Consider the following 21705-nt stretch of genomic DNA (forward strand, 5'->3'; position numbering starts at 1 on the left):
ACATCCCGCGCAAGTCATAACAAGCAGCCGGGAGGGTCCCCACATGTCCAACGTCCGCGTTCTCGCCACCGACCTCGAATTTCCCGAAGGGCCGGTCGTGATGCCGGACGGCTCGGTCGTGCTGGTGGAAATCCGCGGCCAGCGCCTGACCCGAATCCATCCCGACGGGCGCAAGGAGGTCGTCGCGAAGATTCCGGGCGGCCCGAACGGCGCAGCCCTCGGCCCCGACGGCAAGATCTACATCTGCAACAATGGCGGCTTCTCCTGGATCCCGACCCGCAACATGATCATGCCGGGTCCGCAGCCCGACGGCTATCTCGGCGGCTCGATCCAGCGCGTCGATCTGCAATCCGGCCAGATCGAAACCGTCGTGACCAGATGCGCCGAGCACGATCTGCGCGGGCCGAACGATCTGGTGTTCGACAAGCAGGGCGGCCTCTGGTTCTCCGATCTCGGCAAGCGCCGCGCGCGCGAGATGGACGTCGGCGGCATGTACTATCTCAAGCCCGGCATGAAGGAGATCGTCGAGGTCGTCCACGGCGTGTTGCCGGCGAACGGCATCGGCCTCTCGCCGGACGAGACCACCGTCTACATCGCGGAGACGCCGACGGGCCGGCTCTGGGCCTACGAGCTCTCCGCGCCCGGCACGCTCAAGCCGCGCGACGCGATCTATCGCGGCGAGCGGGGCAAACCGATCTGCGGCCTCGGCGGCTACCAGATGTTCGATTCGCTGGCGGTCGAAGCCAACGGCAATGTCTGCGTCGCCACCCTCGTCTCCGGCTGCATCTCGGTGATCGCGCCCGATGGCACGCTGGTCGAGCAGATCCCGACCGGCGACCGCGTCACCACCAACATCGCCTTCGGCGGCCCCGAGCTGAAGACCGCCTACATCACCCTCTCCGGCAAGGGCGAGCTGATCGCCATGGACTGGCCGCGCAGCGGTTTGCCGTTGAATTTCCTTAACAAGTAAACGGTGCTAGTGACCATCATTGCAACCGAAGCGAAGCAATCCAGGAATGCGTCCGCGGTGACAGTCTGGATTGCTTCGTCGCTTCGCTCCTCGCAATGACAAAGGAGAGAGTTTCAAATGCCCTGGCCTGATCCCATCACCCTGCGCGGACAGCATGCCGCTCTGGAGCCGCTGTCGCATCAGCACCGCGAGGGGCTGAGCGAGGCCGTGAAGGATGGTGAGCTCTCCACCATCTGGTACACCGCAATCCCGACGCCGGACAACATGGGCAAGGAAATCGACCGCCGGCTCGGTCTTCAGGCCGCCGGCTCGATGCTCCCCTTCACCGTATTCGATGGCAGCGCCAAGATCGTGGGCATGACGACCTACATGAACATCGATGCGGCCAACCGCCGCGTCGAGATCGGCTCGACCTGGTATGGTAAGAGCGCGCAACGCGGCCCGCTCAACACGCAGTGCAAATTGCTGCTGCTCACCCACGCCTTCGAAACCCTGGACTGCATCGCGGTGGAATTCCGCACCCACTTCTTCAATCACCAGAGCCGCCGCGCCATCGAGCGCCTGGGCGCCAAGCAGGACGGCATCCTGCGCAGCCACCAGGTCGCGCCGAACGGCACGCTACGCGACACCGTGGTCTACAGCATCACCGCGGCCGAATGGCCTACGGTGCGAACGCATTTGAATTATCAACTCAACGACAAGCCGCGCTAGAGGCGGCCGAGGCACCATGGACAGATTTGATTATGTGATCGTCGGCGCGGGCTCCGCCGGTTGCGTGCTCACCAGCCGGCTGAGCGAAAACCCTGCGACCAGCGTTTGCGTGCTCGAGGCCGGCCCGAGCGACTGGCATCCCTACATCCATCTGCCGGCCGGCTTCATCAAGACCTTCCACATGAAGAGCATCAACTGGGCCTACCAGCAGGAGGTCGGACCCTGGACCGGCGGCCGCAGCATCTACGCGCCGCGCGGCAAGACGCTCGGCGGTTCGTCCTCGATCAACGGCCACATCTACAACCGCGGCCAGCGCATGGATTTCGACACCTGGGCGCAGATGGGCAATCGCGGCTGGGGCTATGCCGACGTGCTGCCCTACTTCCGGCGGCTGGAGAAGCGGGTCGGCGAGGGCGAGGACATTTATCGCGGCCGCGAAGGCAATCTCACCGTCACCACCATGAACTGGCGCGATCCGCTTTGCGAAGCCTTCATGGAAGGCGCGGTGAGCCTCGGCATTCCGCGCAACCCCGACTACAACGGCAAGACCCAGGAAGGCGTCTCCTATTGCCAGCGCACCATCGACAAGGGCTTGCGCGTCTCCGGCGCCACCGCTTTCCTCAAGCCCGCGATGAAGCGGCCGAACGTGCATGTCCGCACCCACGCGCATGCGACCGAGATCATCTTCGAGGGCAAGCGCGCCGTCGGCGTGCGCTACATGAAGGGCGGTCATGGCGGCACGCCGGTCGAGGTCCGCGCCAACAAGGAAGTGATCCTCTCCGGCGGCACCTATAATTCGCCGCAGCTGCTCCAGTTGTCCGGCATCGGCTCACCGGATCTGTTGCAGGCCCACGGCATCGCCGTGCGTCACGCGCTTCCGGTCGGCGAAGGCCTGCAAGATCACTACGCCCCGCGCACGGTCGCGCGCGTCAAGGACATCAGGACCATCAACGAGCTCCGCCGCGGCTGGCGTCTCTGGGTCGAGGCGATGAAATGGGCGACCGCGCGCAAAGGCCTGCTGTCGCTGTCGCCGACCATGGTCTACTGCTTCTGGCACTCCGGCGAGAGTGCGGAGAGCTCCGACCTCCAGCTCACCTTCACACCGGCGAGCTACAAGGAAGGCGTGCAGGGCCAGCTCGAGGACGAGCCCGGCATGACGGTGGCGTCCTGGCAGCAGCGCCCCGAGAGCCGCGGCTATGTCCGCATCCGCTCGGCAGATCCGTTTGCGCCGCCGATCATCCAGACCAACTATCTTGACGCCGAGCTCGACCGCCGGGTCATCGTCGGCGGCATGAAGCTCGCGCGCAGGCTTTTGAAGAGCGCGCCGCTGTCGCCCTATTACGCCTACGAGGATTTCCCCGGACCCAACGTCAATACCGACGACGAGTTTTTGGCGGCCGCCACCGAGCGCGGCACCACCACCTTCCACCCCGGCTGCACCTGCCGCATGGGCCCGGCGGATTCCACCTGGGCGGTGGTCGACGATCAGCTCCGCGTTCACGGGTTGCAAGGTCTCCGCGTCATCGATGCCTCCGTGATGCCGCGCATGATCTCGGCGAACCTCAATGCCTCAACCATGATGATCGCCGACCGCGCCTCGGACTTGATCCGCGGCAAGAAGCCGATGGAAGCCGCGCGCGTGCCGGATGCGGCGGTGGCGTAGCAAGGTCTCGTGCTCCGGACGCAGCGCTGCGCTTCCCCGGCGATGCGAAGCATCGTCCGGTGCAGCTGTGCGCTGCAGAGCCGGAGGCCCATCTCACGCGACCTTGGTCGCCCCTCGCGATTTGAAGCGCGAGTTGGAGAGGGCGATGCTCACCCTTGCTCCGTCATCGCGAGCGCAGCGATGCAATCCAGGATCTTTCCGCGGAGGCAGCCTGGATTGCTTCGCTGCGCTCGCAATGACGAGGTGGAGAGAGTGCGCCACACTCTCGGTGTCATCGCCCGGTTTGACCTGGCGATCCAGTATTCCAGAGGCGGTTATGATTGATTCGAGAAGCCGCGGCGTACTGGATTCCCCGCCTTCGCGGGGAATGACACCGGAAGGTGGGGCGGCAGCGGAGTGCGCTCGAACCTACACTTCCCTCCGGCTCAGGAACGCCAATCGCTCGAACAGATGCACGTCCTGCTCGTTCTTGAGCAGCGCACCGTGCAGTGGTGGGATCAGCTTGCGCGGGTCGCGCTCGCGCAACTGCTCGACGCTCATGTCTTCGTTGAGCAGCAGTTTGAGCCAGTCCAGAAGCTCTGAGGTGGAGGGCTTCTTCTTCAACCCGGGCACTTCGCGGACCTCGAAGAAGATGCGCAGGGCTTCCTCGACCAGCCGCTTCTTGATGCCGGGGAAGTGGACGTCGACGATCCGGGTCATGGTGTCGGCATCGGGGAACTTGATGTAGTGGAAGAAGCAGCGGCGCAGGAACGCGTCCGGCAGCTCCTTCTCGTTGTTGGAGGTGATCATCATGATCGGGCGCTGCTTGGCCTTGATCGTCTCGCCGGTCTCGTAGACGTGGAATTCCATGCGGTCGAGCTCAAGCAGGAGATCATTTGGGAATTCGATGTCGGCCTTGTCGATCTCGTCGATCAGCAGCACCGGGCGCTGCTCGGCGGTGAAGGCATCCCACAGCTTGCCGCGCTTGATGTAGTTCTTGATGTCGGACACGCGGGCATCGCCAAGCTGGCTGTCGCGAAGGCGCGATACCGCGTCGTATTCATAGAGGCCTTGCTGTGCCTTGGTGGTGGACTTGATGTGCCAGGTCAGAAGCGGGGCGTTCAGCGCCTTCGCCACTTCCTCCGCCAGCACCGTCTTGCCGGTGCCGGGCTCGCCCTTGATGAGCAGCGGGCGCTCCAGCACGATCGAGGCATTGACCGCGACCTTGAGATCGTCGGTCGCAACATAGTCCTTGGTGCCGGTAAATTTCATCGCGCGTCCTTGTTGGTCGTCGTCCCAGGAATTGCCAGTTTCATGGCCCTGGTCCAACAAACGGAACGGCCGCGCGTGGCGGCCGTTCCTGGTTCGGTCAGGCTTTCAGACCCGTTTTATCAGCGAAAGGATGACGAGCACAATCGCTCCGCCAATCCCGCCTGGCGGACAATCCTGCCCAGAGCTCGTCGGGTGGGGTCTCCGAGGCGCCCCTTGACGCCGACAATCCAAAGGGCAATCTGTCACCCATGTTCCTGCAATTCTTCACTTCTCTGCGCGATGCGCAGGTCCCCGTGACGCTGCGCGAATACCTCACGCTGATGGAGGCGCTCGACGCCGACCTCGCGGACTACTCGGTCGAGAATTTCTACTATCTCTCGCGCACCTCCCTGGTGAAGGACGAGCGCAACCTCGACAAGTTCGACCGCGTCTTCGGCACCGTCTTCAAGGGGCTGGAAAGCCTGCTCGACGCCATGGAGGGGGCCGAGATCCCCGAGGAGTGGCTGAAGAAGCTCGCCGAGAAATACCTGACCGACGAAGAGAAGAAGCAGATCGAGGCCATGGGCTGGGACAAGCTCATGGAGACCCTGAAGAAGCGTCTCGAGGAGCAGAAGGGCCGTCATCAGGGCGGCTCGAAGTGGATCGGCACCGCCGGCACCTCGCCGTTCGGCGCTCATGGTTACAATCCCGAAGGCATTCGCATCGGCCAGGACAAGAACCGCAACAACCGCGCCGTCAAGGTGTGGGACAAGCGCGAGTTCAAGGATCTGGACGGCAATGTCGAGCTCGGCATCCGCAACATCAAGGTGGCATTGCGCCGCCTGCGCAAATTCGCGCGCACCGGCGCGCCGGATGAACTCGATCTCGACACCACCATCCGCGAGACCGCCAATCACGGCTATCTCGACGTGCACATGCGGCCCGAGCGCCGCAACGCGGTGAAGCTGCTAGTGTTCTTCGACATCGGCGGCTCGATGGACGCGCATATCGAGCAGGTCGAGGAGTTGTTCTCGGCGGCGAAGAGCGAGTTCAAGCACATGGAGTATTTCTACTTCCACAATTGCCTCTATGAAGGCGTGTGGAAGCAGAACAAGCGGCGCTTTACCGACCGCACCCCGACCTGGGACGTGCTGCACAAATACCCGCACGATTACAAGATCGTGTTCGTCGGCGACGCCTCGATGTCGCCCTACGAGATCATGGTGCCCGGCGGCTCGGTCGAGCACGTCAACGAGGAGCCCGGCTCGGTCTGGCTCGACCGCATCATCCGTACCTATCCGCATTCGGTGTGGCTGAACCCCGTGCAACAGAAGCACTGGGACTATTCGGAATCCACCACCATCATCAAACGCATTTTCGCCAACCGCATGTATCCGATCACGATCGAGGGACTTGAAGGTGCGATGAAGGAATTAACGCACTAGCTCGCGCTCCGCGCCGGGAATGACTACAAGAGGGAGAACCACGTGCCCCAGACCATCACCCGTGGCATCAAGGCGCTGATCGACGAGGCCAATGCCGAGATCGAGACGCTCACCGCCAAAGACGCCATCGAGATCTCCAAGAACGGCGACGTCGTCATCGTCGACATCCGCGATCCCCGCGAGATCGAGCGCGACGGCCGCATCCCCGGCGCGTTCGCCTGCACCCGCGGCATGCTCGAATTCTGGATCGATCCGCAGAGCCCTTATGCCAAGCCGGTGTTCCAGGAGGACAAGAAGTTCGTCTTCCATTGCGCCGGCGGCTTGCGCTCTGCGCTCGCCGCCAAGACTGCGCAGGACATGGGCCTCAAGCCCGTCGCCCACATCGCGGGCGGCTACGCCGCCTGGCGCGACGCCGGCGGGCCGACCCAACAGTGGGAGCCGAAGAAGAAGGGGTGAGGGTGCTGCGCTGCCGCTCCAATCTCCGGCGTCATTCCCCGCGAAAGCGGGGAATCCAGTACGCCGCGGCCTCTCGGCTCAATTACAATCGCCTCTGGAATACTGGATCGCCCGGTCCTAGTGCGCAATTGCGCACTGGCCGGGCGATGACAGCGGAGTTGGATGCGCACTGCTTCAACCTCGCTCACGTTGCGCTCGCCCGGAATAATAGAAAGATCTCGCATGCCCACCGATCCCCTCATCTCTACCGAATGGCTCGCCGCCCACATCAATGACGCCAACGTCAAGGTGCTCGACGCCAGCTTCAAGCTGCCGGGTGTGCTGCCATTGCCGAAGGACGATTATCTCGCCGCGCATCTGCCGGGCGCGGTGTTCTTCGACGTCGATGCGATCTCGGACCATTCCAACCCGCTGCCGCACATGTATCCGAGTGCCGAGCAGTTCGGCCGCGACGTCGGTCATCTCGGCATCTCCAATGCCGACACCGTCGTGATCTATGATGCCGGCGGCTGGGTCGCTGCTCCCCGCGCGTGGTGGATGTTCCTGGCTTTCGGGCACGGCAATGTGCGCATCCTCAATGGCGGCCTGAAGAAGTGGCGCGCCGAGGGGCGTCCGGTCGAGAGTGGCGAGGCGAAGCCGAAGCCTGCGACGTTCACGGCCAGCTACGATTCAAAACGCGTGCGCAGCATGCAGCAATTGATCGCCAACGTCGAAAGCCGTGCCGAGCAGGTGATCGACGCGCGCGCCGCCGACCGGTTCGAGGGCCGGGCGCCGGAGCCGCGCGCAGGCATCCGCTCCGGCCATATCCCGGGCGCGCGCAACGTGCCCTACAATCTCCTGTTCGACGCCGCGACCGGCACGATGAAGCCGCTTGATGATCTCCGCGCTGCCTTTACCAACGCCGGCGTCAGGCTCGATGCGCCGATCGTGACGAGCTGCGGCTCCGGGGTCTCCGCCGGCGTGCTGACATTGGCGCTCTATCGCCTCGGCATCACCGACACCGCGCTCTACGATGGCTCATGGTCGGAATGGGGCCAGGAAAAGGGACCGCCGATCGCAACCGGGCCGGCGTAACCCTACTGACGTGCGCGCGCGGTCGTCGTTGCGGCGAGCGTGGGTTGCGGTTGTCCGAACGGATCGAGTTGCTGAACCGGCGGCGGCGCGCGCCAGACAATGCGGCGGCGCTTCTTGACGCGATGCGCCCGCGGCTTGGTCGCCTTGCTCTCCGGCGACCTGCTGTCGGCCTTAGAGCCGGCCTTGGCCTTCGCCGGCGGACCCTCCCAGGCCGTGGTCGCCGGGTCGTTCAATGCGGCGAACTTCGCGCTCGCCATGTCGAACCTGGACGAAGCCGAGGCTCCGCTGGGGGCGGCAGGTGTTGGTTTGCTCGCGAGAGCGATCGAAACGGGCTTGGCCTCGGCGATGGATGCGCTGGCGTCGGCCGGAGTAAGCGTGTTGCTTGAGGCCTGCACCGCGGCGTCCGTCGTCGTCTCGGCCTTGGTCTTCGCATTGGCCGGTTCGGCCGGGACGTCAGCCGGAGGGGCAACGACCTGCGGCTGACCGTCGGTCTCAGTCGTCAGCGCGACCACTTGTTCGGGCTCGCTCATCGGCAGTGCGATGGTCGGGACTTGATCGCGCAGCGACGGCGTCGGATCGGTGGCCGCTTCCGGCTCGGCGCGGAGGACCGCGAGCACCGGCTGGGCCGGCTCGGGAGCTTGTGCAAACACCTGCTCCTGCGGGCCGTTCCGCCAGGAGGGGTTGCTGACATACTGCTCGTGGCTCGCCCGCAGCAGCGCGGCGGCGCCCAGGCCGAATACCAGGATGGAGGCTGACAGCAGGATCGCGGCAAACAGGAAGCGAAAGCCGGGAAGCATCGAGGGATTGCGAATTTCCGCCCCGGCGGTGAAGTGGCCAGGGCCCATGAGCCATCTGAACGCGGTGACGGTACTGCTTGCCGCGTTCGCCACGCGGGGATCGAAGCTCAAAGCGGAGGCGAATCAGGCTGATTCGAACATACCGCAACGATTCCGCGCCGTTCCGTAAAAAACGGAGCCGGCGACTCCGGCGATCTCGGGCGTGGGCTGATTTTCGCCCCATGATGCAAGGAGGCAACGGTAGTCTTGCGGATCACAAATCGGCAAATCAGGCACAAATCCGCCTGTAATGTCTTGAATGTGCCGCTATCTTCCGTCATCTGGCCGTTAACGGTCCGGACGGGGCCCGGGGACTATACAAGAGCGATGATGATCAAACATTTTCTGACGATATGCGCTGCCGCAACAGTCGCTGCGGCGGGAACCTCGCTCGCACAGGCCCAGAGCTATCCGGTCCAGCAGGCGCCGAGCTATGGCGGGCCGCCGGCCGAATATCGGCCCGGCGACCGCGCGCCGAGTTTCGACGCGCTCGACGATGAAGATGACGCGATGCCGCAGGCAGCGCTGCCGCCGCCCGGTCCGGATCCGCGTTACGGCCGTCCGCCCGGCGCTCCCCCGGTGTATTCCGCCGCGCCGCCGCAGGGTCCGGTGATGTCGCCCGATGATCCCCGTTATGGCCGTCCCGCAGGTGCCCCCGTCTACTCGGCCGCGCCACCGCAGGGTCCCGTGACGTCGCCCGACGACCCGCGCTACGGCCGCCCTGCCGGCCCGCCCGCGGTGATCTACGCCGATCGTCCGACTCAGGCGCCCGGCAGTGACGGCCTGCGTCCGCCCGAGGCGGTCGGTGGTCCCGCCGCGACCGGAACGGTCCAGGCCGGGCAGCCGCCCGTTGGTGCCGACGGCCGGCCGATGGTGATCGCGTCGCTGCCGCCCGAGGAGCAGCCTGACGCTGCTCCGGCGCAGCTGCCGCAGAACCTGCGCCGCCAGGAGGTCTCGCTGGCGACCAAGGAGCCGGCCGGAACACTCATCGTCGATACCCCGAACACCTATCTCTATTACGTGCTGGGCAATGGCCGTGCGATCCGCTACGGCGTCCGCGTCGGCCGCGACGGCTTCACCTGGACCGGCGTGCAGAAGATCACTCGCAAGGCCGAGTGGCCGGATTGGCATCCGCCGACCGAGATGATCGAGCGCCAGCCCTATCTGCCGCGTTTCATGGCCGGCGGTCCCGGCAATCCGCTCGGCGCCCGTGCGATGTATCTCGGCTCGACCGTCTACCGCATCCACGGCACCAACCAGCCCTCGACCATCGGCAAGTTCGTGTCGTCCGGCTGCATCGGCATGCTGAACGAGGACGTCTCCGACTTGTTCGATCGCGTCAAGGTCGGCACCCGCGTGGTCGTGATGCCGGGTGGTCCGCCGCCGGGAACGGCGACCGCATCCGCCGCGCCCATGCCCGGCACTGCCGGCCCCGCACCAATGGCCGCGCAGGCCGGCCCGGTCGGAGGCACCCAGCTGACAGTGGTGCCGCCGCTGCCCGCGCCCGTCACCGTGCGCTGAATCGGCTTCGCAAGAATTGATCTGATGACGGCGCGTGGCCTTCGGTCACGCGCCGTCATCATTTGACGCATGCGTGCAAGTCTCACTTGCGCATACTTGAACGGCTCCGCACCTCGATTACGTGCGGGAGGATTGCAACGAATTGAGGAGCACAGGATGCGCATCTTTGTTGCGGGCGCGACCGGCGCGGTCGGTCAGTATCTTGTTCAGGCGCTGGTCGCCGCGGGTCATTCGGTGATCGGCACGACACGGAGTGCGGCAAAAACAGACCTTGTGCGGCGATTGGGTGCGGAGACGGTCGTTGCCGACGGCCTCGATGCCGACAGCATGCGCGCTGCGGTGATTGCGGCAAAGCCCAACGCCGTCATCCACCAGATGACAGATCTCGCGGCCGCCACGGACCTCCGGCATTTCGATCGGGCTTTCAAGCGAACCAACGAGCTCCGCACCCGCGGAACCGACATTCTGCTCAACGCCGCGCGCGAGGCCGGCGCCAAGCGCTTCATCGCGCAAAGCTTCTGCGGCTGGACCTTCAGTCGCGCCGGGGGAACGGTCAAGACCGAGACCGATGAACTCGACTCGAATCCACCGCGAGAGCTGCGACGCACGCTTGAGGCAATCCGCTATCTGGAGCGAATCGTCACCGCTTCGACGAAGCCGGAGGGCATCGTGCTACGCTATGGATTCTTCTATGGACCCGGCACCGGCACGCTCTCGCCGGCGATGATCGACCAGCTGCGCCACCGGCGTGTGCCGGTAATCGGTGACGGCGGCGGCACGTGGTCGTTCATTCACACCGAAGATGCAGCCTCTGCCACGCTCGCCGCGCTTGAACGCGGACGCACCGGCAGCATCTACAATATCGTCGACGATCATCCGGCGCCGGTGAAGGATTGGTTGCCCGCGCTGGCCGAACTCCTCGGTGCCAAGCCGCCGCGTCACATCCCCGCCTGGCTCGGGCGCCTGCTTGCGGGCGAGCATATGGTTGCGATGATGACGGAGGTGCGTGGAGCCTCCAACGGCAAGGCCAAGCGCGAGCTCGGTTGGCTGCCGGCGCATGCCTCCTGGCGCGACGGCTTTGCCGATGCGGCACGGCAGCCCACCAGCCAGCGCTCGGCGGCCTGAGGCATCACGCCAGCTTGCGCGGCAGCTCACTGCCCTTGGTGAAGGCGTCGATCGCCTCGACCATCTGGCCGTAATGGATGCGCAAGCCGTCCTCGGTGGCGTAGCCGAGGTGCGGCGTCAGCACGAGGTTGTCGAGCTTGCGGAAGGAATGGTCCGTCGGCAGCGGCTCGACCGAGAATACGTCGATGCCGGCGCCTGCAATCCTCTTCTGCTGCAACGCCTCGAGCAGCGCCTGCTCGTCCACGATCGGCCCGCGCGCGGTGTTGACGAGGAAGGCCGTCGGTTTCATCCGCGCGAGATCGGAAGCCCCGACCAGCCCGCGCGAGCGCTCGCTCAGCACCACATGGATGCTGACGATGTCGGCCTTGGCGAACAGCTCCTCCTTGGTGGCGTAGCCGACGCCGGCATCCTTGCACTTCTCCGGGGTCAGGTTCGGGCTCCAGGCGATCACGTTCATGCCGAACGCCTTCGCGATATCAGCCATCTTGCTGCCGAGCTTGCCGAGCCCGACGACGCCGAGCGTCAATCCCTCGATCTCGACGCCGGCAAAGGCCTGCCAGGGCTCGCCCGCATGCATGCGCGCGTTCTCGCGGCCGATGCCGCGGGTCAGTTCCAGGATCAGGCCCATGGTGAGGGGCGCGGTCGGATCGCGCGAATATTGCGTGCCGCCGATCGTGACGCCCCGCGCCTTGGCGGCCTCCATGTCGATCGAGGCGTTGCGCATGCCTGACGTCAGCAGGAGCTTCAGCTTCGGCAGGCTTTCGAACAGGCTCTTGGGGAACGCGGTGCGCTCGCGCATCGCGCAGACGATCTCGAAATCAGCCAGCGCGCTCGCCGCGGCCTGCTCGGAGGCGAAGGGATGGCTGAACACGGTGACGTCGATGCGGTCGGACAGGCTTTGCCAATCGGCGACGTCGAGGGCGAGGTTGAAATAGTCGTCGAGAATTGCACAGCGCAGCCGCGTCATCAGCGTTCTTCCATGGCGAGAGGTGGAACCAGGCCATGGTTGCGCGCAATCAGGACCGTGCGCAAGCCGTTCGCGTCTTCAAAAATCCGACAGGTGATAAAGGCTCAGAGGTCGCGGGGCTTGAGCCGGAACGGCGCATTCATGCCGTGCTTGGCGCGCCAGGCCGGGCCGGGGCCGCGCATGTAATGCAGTTCGGGCCGGTAGGGGTTGAAAGCGGTGGCAAAGAAGCGCTTCCAGAAGCCCTTGATCTCCGAGGCAAATGCGGAGGCGCTGCCGGCTTCCGCCGGAACGGGAAGGGAGTTGGTCTCGATCATGGCCATGACGCTGTCTCGCTGTGCTCCCCTTCATTCTGAGCGGGTGGCGCTGTTTCCGCGCGAAACCGAGCTTTGGCCTGATTTATTAAAAGATGGTTTCAATTGTCCGGATCGGCGGCGGGATGGTGTCCGTCCCGTATTCATCCGTGGTGAACGGAGGGAAAACATTGCCCTTTCGGGGCGGGATCGCTACATCGGCGGCAAGCAAATTTCCTCAAATCGAAGGTTTTCGGGACCGATGGCGCGCCAGTTCATCTATTTCATGCAGGGCCTGACCAAGAGCTACCCGACCCGGAAGGTGCTCGATAACATCCATCTGAGCTTCTACCCGGACGCCAAGATCGGCGTGCTCGGTGTCAATGGCTCGGGCAAGTCGACGCTGCTCAAAATCATGGCCGGCCTCGACAAGGAGTACAACGGCGAGGCCTGGGTCGCCCAGGGCGCCCGCGTCGGCTATCTCGAGCAGGAGCCGCATCTCGATCCGGCATTGAGCGTGCGCGAGAACGTCATGCTGGGCGTCGCCAAGCAGAAGGCCATCCTCGATCGCTACAACGAGCTGGCGATGAACTACTCCGAGGAGACCGCCGACGAGATGACCAAGCTGCAGGACGAGATCGAGGCCCAGGGCCTCTGGGATCTCGACAGCAAGGTCGACCAGGCCATGGACGCGCTGCGCTGTCCGCCCGACGATGCCGACGTGTCGAAACTCTCCGGCGGTGAGCGCCGCCGCGTCGCGCTCTGCAAGCTGCTGCTCGACCAGCCCGAGCTTCTGCTGCTGGACGAACCGACCAACCATCTCGACGCGGAGTCGGTGTCGTGGCTGGAAGGCCATCTGCGCAACTATCCCGGCGCGATCCTGATCGTCACCCATGACCGCTACTTCCTCGACAACGTCACGAGCTGGATTCTCGAGCTCGATCGCGGCAAGGGCATTCCCTACGAGGGCAATTACTCGTCCTGGCTGCAGCAGAAGCAGAAGCGGCTCGAGCAGGAGGGCCGCGAGGACGCTGCGCATCAGAAGACGCTGGCCCGAGAGCAGGAATGGATCGCGTCCTCGCCGAAAGCCCGCCAGGCCAAGTCCAAGGCGCGCTATCAGCGCTATGACGAACTGCTGAAACAGGCGAGCGAAAAGCAGACACAGACCGCGCAAATCACGATTCCGGTGGCCGAGCGACTCGGTCAGAACGTGGTCGACTTCGAAGGGCTCAGCAAAGGTTTCGGCGATCGCATGCTGATCGACGATCTCACTTTCAAGCTGCCGCCCGGCGGTATCGTCGGCGTGATCGGCGCCAACGGCGCCGGCAAGACCACGCTGTTCAGGATGATCACCAAGCAGGAGGAGCCGGACAAGGGCACCATCACGATCGGCGAGAGCGTTCATCTTGGTTACGTCGACCAGTCGCGCGACGCGCTCGATGGCAGCAAGAACGTGTGGGAGGAGATCTCCGGCGGCAACGAGCTGATCCTGCTCGGCAAGAGGGAAGTCAATTCACGCGGCTATTGTTCGTCGTTCAACTTCAAGGGCGCCGACCAGCAGAAGAAAGTCGGCGCGCTCTCCGGCGGTGAACGCAACCGCGTGCACCTTGCGAAAATGCTGAAATCCGGCGCCAACGTTCTGCTGCTCGACGAGCCGACCAACGACCTCGACGTCGACACCCTGCGTGCGCTCGAAGAGGCGCTGGAGGATTTCGCCGGCTGCGCCGTCATCATCAGCCATGATCGCTGGTTCCTCGACCGCATCGCGACCCACATCCTGGCCTTCGAAGGCGACAGCCATGTCGAATGGTTCGAGGGCAACTTCCAGGACTACGAGAAGGACAAGATGCGCCGGCTCGGCCAGGACAGCATCATCCCGCACCGCGTGAAGTACAAGAAGCTGACGCGGTGATCTCAAAATGATGCGGCGGGTGCTGATAGCTGCGGTGATCGCTATCACCTGCGGCCTGTCGCCCGCGGGCGCTGCCGACGCCGCCTTCGCGCAGTTCATCGCCTCGCTGTGGCCGGAGGCGGAGGCCGCCGGCGTGTCGCGCGCGACGTTCGAGCGAGAGACGCGCGGGCTCGAGCCGGACTACAAGCTGCCGGATCTGATCCTGCCGGGGCGTCCCGCAACGGGGGCGCCGTCACAGGCCGAGTTCGTGCAGGTGCCGGCCGACTATGTCAGGGAAGCCTCGATCGCGCGGCTTGCGGGCGAGGGGCAGCGGTTGCTGCAAAAATATCGCCCCGCGCTGACCGAGATCGAGAAAAACTCCGGCGTGCCTGCTACCGTGATGCTGGCGATCTGGGGCCGCGAGACCGACTATGGCCGCTATACGCTGCCTTACGATCTCGTCCGCGTGCTGGCGACGCAGGCCTATGTCGGCCGCCGCAAGGACAGCTATCGCAACGAGTTCATCCTCTCGCTGAAAATTCTCGGTGACGGCGTAGTGACACGCAAGGACATGCGCTCGTCCTGGGCCGGTGCGACCGGGCTCACGCAATTCCTGCCGTCCGAATATTACAAGCATGGCGTCGATTTCGACCGCGACGGCCGCATCGACATCTGGCACTCGGTGCCGGATGCGCTGGCCTCCGCCGCGCAGCAGCTCGTCAACAAGGGCTGGCAGAGCGGTGTACGCTGGGCCTACGAGGTGCAGGCACCGGCCAAAGTCGATTGCACCGCCGGCGTGCCCGAGGTGACGAAGCCGATCGGCCAATGGCTGCGCGAAGGCTTTGTACCGGTGCGTGGACAAAAGCTCACTGCCGCCGAGCAGGCACAGCCGGCCTCCCTGCTGCAGCCTGAAGGCATCTACGGCCCGTCCTTCCTGACCACGAAGAACTACTTCGTGATCAAGGAATACAATTTTTCCGACCTCTACGTGCTGTTCGTCGGACATCTCGCCGACCGCATGACGAGCCCGCAACCGTTCGCGACCCCATGGTCTGCCTCGAAGCAATTGCGGACCAAGGACGTCGAGGCGATGCAGCGGGGGCTCACGCGCGTCGGGCTCTACAAGGACAAGATCGACGGCAAGGCGGGCATGCAGACGCGCGCTGCGCTCGGCGCCTACCAGAAGTCGGCAGGCCTCAAGGTCGATTGCTGGCCGAGCGAAGAGGTGCTGCGCTCGATCCAGGCGGCGCGATAGGCGCAGGGCTGGCTAAAAGAAAAAAAGCCCGGCCGAGGTGCTCGGCCGGGCTTCGATCGCGGCGCTCATGAACGCCATGCGGTCAGATCAGTAGCAAACGCGAACCGGGCGGACGGTCCAGCCGTAGCCATCCCAGTAGCGCTGGCGCTGCCAGTAGCAGGGCGGGGGCGGCGGGCCGGGCTCGGCCACATAAACCGGTCCACCATAGGCGGGACGGCTCGATGCGATGGCGCCGCCGACGATCGCGCCGCCGATCAGGCCGGCTGCGATGCCGACGCCGACCCCGTCATGGGCCTGGGCGGACGGCGTGGCGGTCACCAGCGAACCGGCGATCGTCGCAACCGTGAGGGCGGCAACTAAAGTCTTCTTCATACTCTTGGCTCTCCTGAGAGATGGATGCTCCTTGTTAGGAGCGCCCGGGGTTCAAAGGTTCACGCAGACTCTGATGGAATTGGCCTTGCAGCTAGGAAGCGCGCAAATGGTCAATCCGCGGTAAACGCACACGGAGCTGTGACGAGAAAAAGCGGTCTTTTTCAGGCCCCTAAATGGACGGCGCATCTGGAATGAGCCGGCTTGGGGCGACTTCAGCCACAGACTCTGGCGCGGCGGACGCGCCAGGCATAACCGTCCCAGAAGCGCTGCTTCTGCCAGACGCAGCCGTTGCCGTAATAGTCGTCCGCGACGTAGCCCGGGCCCGGCGCATAGTAGCGCGGCGGATAGTAGCCGGCGCCATATCCGGGACCATATGCGTAGCCCGGGCCAGGGCCTGGCCCGTAATAATACGGAGAGGCCAGCGCCCCACCGACAATGGCGCCGCCGATGATTCCGGCTGCCACACCCGCGGCGACGCCGCGTTGCGCCTGGGCTGGTGTAATGGCGCTAAGGGCCACAGCGGCGACGGCAGCAATTGCCAGGAGCGACTTCTTCATTGGCTGACCTTTCGAGCAAACACGCGGGAACTCTTTGAGGGTAAAGTTCCATACTTCGTTTGAATGATCAATGAACGGCACCTTTGCCGGGGCGACCAATCGGTAGGACCGCAGCCCAGCCAGGGGAGGGCGACGATGGGTAACGCGATGATAAATGCATTGATCGCTGCCGGGATCGTCTTCGCGATCGGCTACGGCTGGATTACCCATCTCCAGAACCGCGGCCAGCGCGGCTCCCGCGCCGGGGCCAGCGTCAATGGCGGCGGCGACACCGCCACCGGCACGAGCGACGGCTTCTCGTTTGGGAGTTGGTTTTCCAGCGATAGTTCCGGCTGCGCGACCGACGGCGGCAGCTGTTCCAGCAGCGATAGCGGCAGTAGTGGCGGAGATTGCGGGGGCGGCGGCGATGGTGGAGGCGGTGGGGGCGACTAGGTCCGCCGCAATCTTGATCCAGTGCAAGGCCCTATTTTAGAGCCGTTCTAGGCTGTTTCCGGGCTAGTTTGGAATAGCTTCAAATTCCGCTTTTTCCTTTTGCATCCGGCCGGCCCCTTAAATATCGATGATGGCGCATCACCAAAGGGCCTGCCGCTTCCATGATCGTTTGTTCCTGTAACGTGCTGAGCGATGACGACATCCGCGCCGCCGTCGCCGAGTCCGACGACGCTGTGCGCCATGCCAAGCAGGTCTATGGGTGTCTCGGCTGTAGCGCCGAATGCGGCCGCTGCGCTCGGACGATCAAGACCATTATCGACGAAGCGCTTGGCACCTGTGCCACGTCCTGCTGCTCCGGCTGCCCGCACAACCACACTGTGGCGGCGAACGACGAGACGGCCCAGCCGGCCGAGTTCGCCCTCGCGGCCTGCTGAAATGCTCCGCAACCCTGGCTGAGCTTTTCCCCGGCTGCGTCCCCGTAGCCGGTTGCTCCAGTCTTCAAACTCATTTAGAAGCGTTCTAAATTCGGTTTACGGCCGATTTGGACTGCAAGAGCTGGAGTGAACCATGCAGGGCGACGCAAAAGTTATCGACTATCTCAACAAGGCACTGCGTCACGAGCTGACTGCGATCAACCAGTATTGGCTGCACTACCGCTTCCTCGACAATTGGGGCCTGCGGGACATGTCCAAGGTCTGGCGCAAGGAGTCCATCGAGGAGATGGAGCACGCCGATAAGCTCACCGAGCGAATCCTGTTCTTCGACGGCTTCCCGAACATGCAGGTGCTCGATCCCTTGCGCATCGGCCAGAACGTCAAGGAGATCATCGAGTGCGATCTCGCCGCCGAGATGAGCGCGCGGGCGCTCTATCAGGAAGCGGCGACCTACTGCCACAGCGTCAAGGACTACGTGACGCGTGATCTGTTCGAGAAGCTGATGAGCGACGAGGAGCACCACATCGACTTCCTCGAGACCCAGCTCGACCTGATCGGCCGCATCGGCCTCGAACTCTACACCCAGAAGCACGTTGGCGGGCTCGAGGGGGACGGGCATTAGTTCGGCGCGTTAGCGATGGCACAACTCCGTATCGGCCTGATGCGCGATTGCGCACCAGGCCGGGACGACAGCCTGGACGCCAGCTACAACTGCGTCTTGTAGAGCTCTTCCACGATCTCCTGACTCTGCGGCTCACCAAGGCCGGTCTGCTCGTGGACCACCTCGACGATGCTCGGCATCACCGAGCGCGGCACCTTCTCGGACGACCAAAGCTTCGAGCGCATCAGTGCCTTGCCGCAGTGGAAATAGACTTCGCTGACGGCGACGTTCAGCACCGCGCGCGGCGACTTGCCAAACTCCACCATCGAGGCGAGCAGGTCCGGATCGGCGGACAGCGAGCCGCGGCCGCCGACGCGCAGCGTCTCGTCGATGCCGGGGACGAAGAACAACAGATGCACGAAGCCCGAGCCCTCGACGACATTTCGAAAACTGTCGATCCGGTTGTTGCCGGAGCGATCAGGCATCAGCAGCTGGTTGGGGCCGGCGACGTGGACGAAGCCAACGCCGCCGCCGCGTGGTGAGGCATCGACGCTGCCGTCCGCTCCCGATGTCGCGAGCACGCAGAACGGCGACATCTCGATGAATTTCTTCGCATGCGTGTCGATTGCGGGGCGCGCTTTCGCGATCACGCGCGGGCTCGGCTGGGCATAGATGGTGGCGAGGTCTTCGGCGCAAAGATCAGTCACGAAGGTCTCCCTGGTGGAATGCCCCGAGAATATCATCTCTCGGCCCGATCGCTATCCCCCTTTGTCACGCCGCCGCGTCCAGTCGATCACGCCAGCGCAGTTCAGAGCCCACCAGATCAGGACTGGCTGCAGCGCCAGCCGCGGCCCGTGATAGAGCCAGCTGTTGGGGATGGGTGGAAGGTCGATGGCCCTCCAGGACCTGCTTGATGCTTGCCGCCCACACGCAAGGCGGATAGAGCGCGAGCTCGCGTTCAGTCGTTCACAGGAGCTATCGGCCGAGCTAGCACGCGCCGCGTCGAGGCGCTATCGCGCTACACCGCATCCGCCGGCACGAAGCAACTGATGATGATGGCGCCGCGGTGACGGACGTACCACACCACGGCCTGGCCGACCGGATTGCCGCGGTCGCGGATGATGGCGCGCTCGGGCACCTCCATCCATTGTCCCTCGATCGGCACCCAATAGGCACCGCTGCGCACGTCGTACTCCGTGCGATGGCCGTCGGAGACGTCACAGCAGGGCACGCCGTTCGGTGCGATCACGCTCTTGAACCAGGCGCGGATGTCGGGCGGGACGTGATCATATTGCCCGTTGTCGAACGCGAACGCGGCGCCCGTCAGTGCGGCCAGCCAAACGCACAGTGCGAGCCTGTGCATGCGATCCTCCTCATCGCGTGTCGTGCCGTTGGCGCGCGATTATCCCGCGCGTCGATTCGGACATCGACGCAATTAAGCCCGAGCCGTCAGCGTAATGCATGCTCAAATAATATGCGGGCTAGACGGCCGTTGATGCGATGCAAAATCAGCGGCGCGCAGATTCGATCGTTTGCTGCGGCGCGGCTTGCAGAAATTGCTGGACCTGCTCGCTGTAGAATTTGGCGTTTCCGGTGGTGCCGTGGCCGCGCGTCTCGGTGCTTGCCGGGATGAGATACAGTTTGCTGTTCTTCACCCGCGTCATCGCAGCGTCCGTGATGCCGGTCTCAGGCGGGTTGCGTTCGTCGTCGGCTGAATTGATCAGCAGCAGCGGCGCTTCGATGGCCTCCAGCTTCTCGCCGGCATTGTAGTCATGCGAAGACTCCCACTGGTAGACGAAGTCGTTGGCATCTGCCGTGATCGGCATGGCCAGCCGCTCGTCGACGATCTTGTCGGCCTTCGCCGCCGTCGGCGCCTGCGATTGATAGGCCAGCGTTCCACCGATGCTCGCGATGCCGTAGGCGGTGATGGCGTATTTCATCATGCGCGGCTGGCTGGTGTAATTCCCGCCGTTGCAGTCGGGGTCGCTGCGGATGGTGTCGAGCATGATCCGCCGCAGCATCCAGTTTCGGGATGCCATCTCGGTCGGCTGCGAGGCCATCGGGATCAGCGCGTCCATCGCCTTCGGATATTTCTCGCCCCACAACCAGGTGTGCATGCCGCCCATCGAATTGCCGATGACGAGCCGCAGATGCTTGACCCCGAGCCCTTCCGTCACCAGGCGATACTGGGCCTCGACCATGTCGTTGTAGTCGTATTTCGGGAAGCTCGTCTTCATCCCGTCGGACGGTTTTGACGATTTGCCATGACCGATATTATCGGGGATGATGATGTAATATTTGGAGGCATCGAGTGGCTGCCCCGCGCCGAACAGCTCGCCGGCAAAGGCTGATGACAGCATGCTCGCGCCCGAGCCGCCGGTGCCATGCAGCACCAGGACCGGCTGGCCGCTCGGCTCACCCACGGTTGTGTAGTGCAGCTTCAGCTCCGGCATGGTCTCGCCGGTGTGGAACTTGAAATCCCTGGCGATCCAGGCGCCCTGCTTCGGCGTCGGATAATCGGCCGCCCATGCGGATGTCGAGATGGCCGCCAACGAGACGGACAACAGGATGGCTGACAGCGCCGCGCAAGAAGCTTTCATGTCGATTTCCCCCGTGCGGCTCTGGTCGGCGGCCGCGTTGCGGCGGAACTTAGCAGAACTGTCCGGAAGGATGTAGGATTTCGTTTTCGCCGGTCGTCCTTGAGGGAAAGGTCAGGAGAGACTGCATGTGCCGCAACATCAAGACGCTGTTCAACTTCGAGCCGGAGGCGACCGAGGATGAGATCCACGCCAGCGCGCTCCAGTTCGTTCGAAAACTGTCTGGCTTCAACAAGCCGTCGCAGGCCAACGAGGCGGCCTTCGATCGTGCGGTGGCGGAGGTCTCGGAGGCTGCGCGAAAACTCCTGACGTCGCTGCACACCCATGCGCCGGCGCGTGATCGTGAGGTCGAAGCGGAAAAGGCCAAGGAACGTTCGCGGCTGCGGTTCGGTTAGGCGGCTCGAAGGTCCGTTCCGTGACCTGCCTCACGGTGACAACGGTCTCAGCGCGCGATGATGTTCGCCGGGCTTTTGACACCCCGGAGCACGACCATGAGCCGCCCCCTTCTTCCGCTGAAAGCAGGTGCCATCGTTTTCACGTTGCTGTGGACCGCGTGGATGACGTGGTGGAGCGGCTCGTTCTCGAGCGCGAACGTCGTGATCCTGGCCTTGTGCGGCGCAGCGGTCGGCTATCTCTGGTACCGCGCCATGCGCTGGCAGTTCGAGCGCATGGGCATGCTGCCGCGACGCGAGAATGGGACGAAATAGATTCGTCCGTCAGTCCTTGTGGCCGTGCTTCTTCTTTTTCTTCTTCTTCCTGTGATCGCCTTCGCTGTCCTCGTCTTCGTCATCGAGGGGCGCGTCGTCGGTCTCCTGCACCGCGGCTTCCAGCGCCTCGCGCTCGGCAGCCTCATGCTCGCGCTGGCGGCGGCGTTCGTCCCAGGCGTCGAGCAGCTGATCGAGCCACGGCAGCACCTGTTCGATCGACGGAAGTTGGCCCGGAGGTCCGGCTTCACCACGCGGGCCTTGCGGCCCCGCCGGCCCTTGCGGCCCGACAGGTCCCTGTGTCCCCGGCGCCCCGCGCGGTCCCGCTTCGCCCTGCTTGCCTTGCGGGCCGGGCTTGCCCAGCGGTCCGGGCTTCCCGATCGGCCCCGGCTTGCCCTGAGGTCCTGGCTTGCCACGCGCGCCATCCGGCCCGCGCTTGCCCGGATGACCCTGCGGTCCCGGCCGCCCCGGTTCGCCCTGCCGTCCGCGCGGTCCCTGAGGTCCCTGCCGTTTTTGTTCGTCTGCCACGCCGCTGCTCCCTCGACCGGAAGCAAGCTAATTAGCGGCGTTTGAC

Annotated in this window: 25 protein-coding genes and 1 pseudogene; 15 read left to right on the plus strand and 11 right to left on the minus strand. The window is 64.4% G+C overall.

What is annotated here, in order from left to right:
• Positions 1-43 precede the first annotated feature (43 nt).
• The 3 genes from IVB07_RS09275 (at position 44) to IVB07_RS09285 (ending at position 3344) form a co-directional block, all read left to right on the plus strand.
• Entirely contained in the window at positions 44-970 is a 927-nt protein-coding gene (locus IVB07_RS09275) for an SMP-30/gluconolactonase/LRE family protein (protein WP_085395672.1), read from the plus strand.
• A 117-nt stretch (positions 971-1087) separates the two neighbouring features.
• Positions 1088-1681: a GNAT family protein gene (locus tag IVB07_RS09280; RefSeq protein WP_247361139.1), complete on the plus strand. Its 594-nt coding sequence runs from the start codon at positions 1088-1090 to the stop codon at positions 1679-1681.
• 16 nt (positions 1682-1697) lie between these two features.
• Positions 1698-3344, plus strand: a complete 1647-nt coding sequence (locus IVB07_RS09285; protein WP_018454119.1) for a GMC family oxidoreductase N-terminal domain-containing protein — start codon at positions 1698-1700, stop codon at positions 3342-3344.
• 408 nt (positions 3345-3752) lie between these two features.
• Here IVB07_RS09285 and IVB07_RS09290 read toward each other — a convergent pair whose 3' ends face one another.
• The gene (locus IVB07_RS09290) at positions 3753-4595 is read right to left on the minus strand and encodes a MoxR family ATPase (RefSeq protein WP_007600695.1); all 843 of its coding nucleotides are present in this window, start codon (positions 4593-4595) and stop codon (positions 3753-3755) included.
• 248 nt (positions 4596-4843) lie between these two features.
• Between IVB07_RS09290 and IVB07_RS09295 the strand changes: the two genes are divergently transcribed.
• The 3 genes from IVB07_RS09295 (at position 4844) to sseA (ending at position 7549) form a co-directional block, all read left to right on the plus strand.
• On the plus strand, positions 4844-6019 hold the full coding sequence (locus IVB07_RS09295) for a VWA domain-containing protein (protein WP_018454121.1): 1176 nt from the start codon (positions 4844-4846) through the stop codon (positions 6017-6019).
• 42 nt (positions 6020-6061) lie between these two features.
• Positions 6062-6475, plus strand: coding sequence for a rhodanese-like domain-containing protein (locus tag IVB07_RS09300; protein ID WP_018454122.1), 414 nt, complete (start codon positions 6062-6064; stop codon positions 6473-6475).
• Between the two features lie 222 nt (positions 6476-6697).
• Positions 6698-7549 carry a 3-mercaptopyruvate sulfurtransferase gene (gene sseA / locus IVB07_RS09305; protein ID WP_018454123.1) on the plus strand — a complete coding sequence of 284 codons (852 nt, stop codon included), beginning with the start codon at positions 6698-6700 and terminating at the stop codon, positions 7547-7549.
• Positions 7550-7551: 2 nt separating this feature from the next.
• Here sseA and IVB07_RS09310 read toward each other — a convergent pair whose 3' ends face one another.
• Positions 7552-8394 carry a hypothetical protein gene (locus IVB07_RS09310; protein ID WP_018454124.1) on the minus strand — a complete coding sequence of 281 codons (843 nt, stop codon included), beginning with the start codon at positions 8392-8394 and terminating at the stop codon, positions 7552-7554.
• A gap of 321 nt (positions 8395-8715) precedes the next feature.
• Here IVB07_RS09310 and IVB07_RS09315 point away from each other — a divergent pair, with 321 nt between their 5' ends.
• Together IVB07_RS09315 and IVB07_RS09320 are read left to right on the plus strand one after the other, a co-directional pair.
• Positions 8716-9906, plus strand: coding sequence for a L,D-transpeptidase family protein (locus tag IVB07_RS09315; RefSeq protein WP_247294976.1), 1191 nt, complete (start codon positions 8716-8718; stop codon positions 9904-9906).
• Positions 9907-10062: 156 nt separating this feature from the next.
• Positions 10063-11031 carry an NAD-dependent epimerase/dehydratase family protein gene (locus tag IVB07_RS09320; RefSeq protein WP_247361146.1) on the plus strand — a complete coding sequence of 323 codons (969 nt, stop codon included), beginning with the start codon at positions 10063-10065 and terminating at the stop codon, positions 11029-11031.
• Positions 11032-11035: 4 nt separating this feature from the next.
• On the opposite strand, the gene IVB07_RS09325 is transcribed toward IVB07_RS09320, so the two are convergent.
• Both IVB07_RS09325 and IVB07_RS09330 read right to left on the minus strand, forming a co-directional pair.
• Positions 11036-11998, minus strand: a complete 963-nt coding sequence (locus IVB07_RS09325; protein ID WP_247294971.1) for a D-2-hydroxyacid dehydrogenase family protein — start codon at positions 11996-11998, stop codon at positions 11036-11038.
• Between the two features lie 104 nt (positions 11999-12102).
• A complete protein-coding gene (locus IVB07_RS09330) occupies positions 12103-12318 on the minus strand; it encodes a hypothetical protein (RefSeq protein ID WP_018454129.1) in 216 nt (71 codons plus the stop codon).
• 232 nt (positions 12319-12550) lie between these two features.
• Here IVB07_RS09330 and ettA point away from each other — a divergent pair, with 232 nt between their 5' ends.
• A complete protein-coding gene (gene ettA / locus IVB07_RS09335) occupies positions 12551-14200 on the plus strand; it encodes an energy-dependent translational throttle protein EttA (RefSeq protein ID WP_018454130.1) in 1650 nt (549 codons plus the stop codon).
• A gap of 7 nt (positions 14201-14207) precedes the next feature.
• Complete coding sequence (locus tag IVB07_RS09340; RefSeq protein ID WP_085351863.1) at positions 14208-15434, plus strand: lytic murein transglycosylase; 1227 nt, start codon at positions 14208-14210, stop codon at positions 15432-15434.
• Between the two features lie 87 nt (positions 15435-15521).
• Here IVB07_RS09340 and IVB07_RS09345 read toward each other — a convergent pair whose 3' ends face one another.
• A complete protein-coding gene (locus IVB07_RS09345) occupies positions 15522-15806 on the minus strand; it encodes a hypothetical protein (protein WP_007613695.1) in 285 nt (94 codons plus the stop codon).
• Between the two features lie 212 nt (positions 15807-16018).
• Positions 16019-16363, minus strand: coding sequence for a hypothetical protein (locus IVB07_RS09350; RefSeq protein ID WP_018454132.1), 345 nt, complete (start codon positions 16361-16363; stop codon positions 16019-16021).
• Between the two features lie 135 nt (positions 16364-16498).
• On the opposite strand from IVB07_RS09350, the gene IVB07_RS09355 reads away from it, so the two are divergent.
• The 3 genes from IVB07_RS09355 to bfr all read left to right on the plus strand — a co-directional run bounded on the left by IVB07_RS09355 (position 16499) and on the right by bfr (position 17851).
• On the plus strand, positions 16499-16795 hold the full coding sequence (locus IVB07_RS09355; RefSeq protein WP_143274228.1) for a hypothetical protein: 297 nt from the start codon (positions 16499-16501) through the stop codon (positions 16793-16795).
• A 161-nt stretch (positions 16796-16956) separates the two neighbouring features.
• Positions 16957-17229, plus strand: a complete 273-nt coding sequence (locus tag IVB07_RS09360) for a (2Fe-2S)-binding protein (RefSeq protein WP_026232673.1) — start codon at positions 16957-16959, stop codon at positions 17227-17229.
• A gap of 133 nt (positions 17230-17362) precedes the next feature.
• Positions 17363-17851: a bacterioferritin gene (bfr, locus tag IVB07_RS09365; RefSeq protein ID WP_018454135.1), complete on the plus strand. Its 489-nt coding sequence runs from the start codon at positions 17363-17365 to the stop codon at positions 17849-17851.
• 83 nt (positions 17852-17934) lie between these two features.
• On the opposite strand, the gene IVB07_RS09370 is transcribed toward bfr, so the two are convergent.
• From IVB07_RS09370 to IVB07_RS09385, 4 genes and pseudogenes are all read right to left on the minus strand, one after another.
• Positions 17935-18537: an MSMEG_1061 family FMN-dependent PPOX-type flavoprotein gene (locus IVB07_RS09370; protein WP_026232674.1), complete on the minus strand. Its 603-nt coding sequence runs from the start codon at positions 18535-18537 to the stop codon at positions 17935-17937.
• 51 nt (positions 18538-18588) lie between these two features.
• Positions 18589-18781, minus strand: a pseudogene (locus IVB07_RS09375) (hypothetical protein); the annotation flags it as partial.
• A 67-nt stretch (positions 18782-18848) separates the two neighbouring features.
• Complete coding sequence (locus IVB07_RS09380; protein ID WP_085351861.1) at positions 18849-19193, minus strand: hypothetical protein; 345 nt, start codon at positions 19191-19193, stop codon at positions 18849-18851.
• A gap of 145 nt (positions 19194-19338) precedes the next feature.
• Positions 19339-20430, minus strand: coding sequence for an alpha/beta fold hydrolase (locus IVB07_RS09385; RefSeq protein ID WP_247361149.1), 1092 nt, complete (start codon positions 20428-20430; stop codon positions 19339-19341).
• A gap of 125 nt (positions 20431-20555) precedes the next feature.
• Here IVB07_RS09385 and IVB07_RS09390 point away from each other — a divergent pair, with 125 nt between their 5' ends.
• Both IVB07_RS09390 and IVB07_RS09395 read left to right on the plus strand, forming a co-directional pair.
• Complete coding sequence (locus IVB07_RS09390) at positions 20556-20822, plus strand: DUF2277 domain-containing protein (RefSeq protein ID WP_018454139.1); 267 nt, start codon at positions 20556-20558, stop codon at positions 20820-20822.
• A gap of 96 nt (positions 20823-20918) precedes the next feature.
• On the plus strand, positions 20919-21134 hold the full coding sequence (locus tag IVB07_RS09395; protein WP_018454140.1) for a hypothetical protein: 216 nt from the start codon (positions 20919-20921) through the stop codon (positions 21132-21134).
• A gap of 9 nt (positions 21135-21143) precedes the next feature.
• On the opposite strand, the gene IVB07_RS09400 is transcribed toward IVB07_RS09395, so the two are convergent.
• Positions 21144-21659 (minus strand): collagen-like protein, encoded by a 516-nt coding sequence (locus IVB07_RS09400; protein WP_247294967.1) that lies wholly within the window; start codon positions 21657-21659, stop codon positions 21144-21146.
• Between the last annotated feature and the right edge of the window lie 46 nt (positions 21660-21705).

This window comes from Bradyrhizobium sp. 172 (assembly GCF_023101065.1).
Taxonomy (GTDB): Bacteria; Pseudomonadota; Alphaproteobacteria; order Rhizobiales; family Xanthobacteraceae; genus Bradyrhizobium; species Bradyrhizobium canariense_D.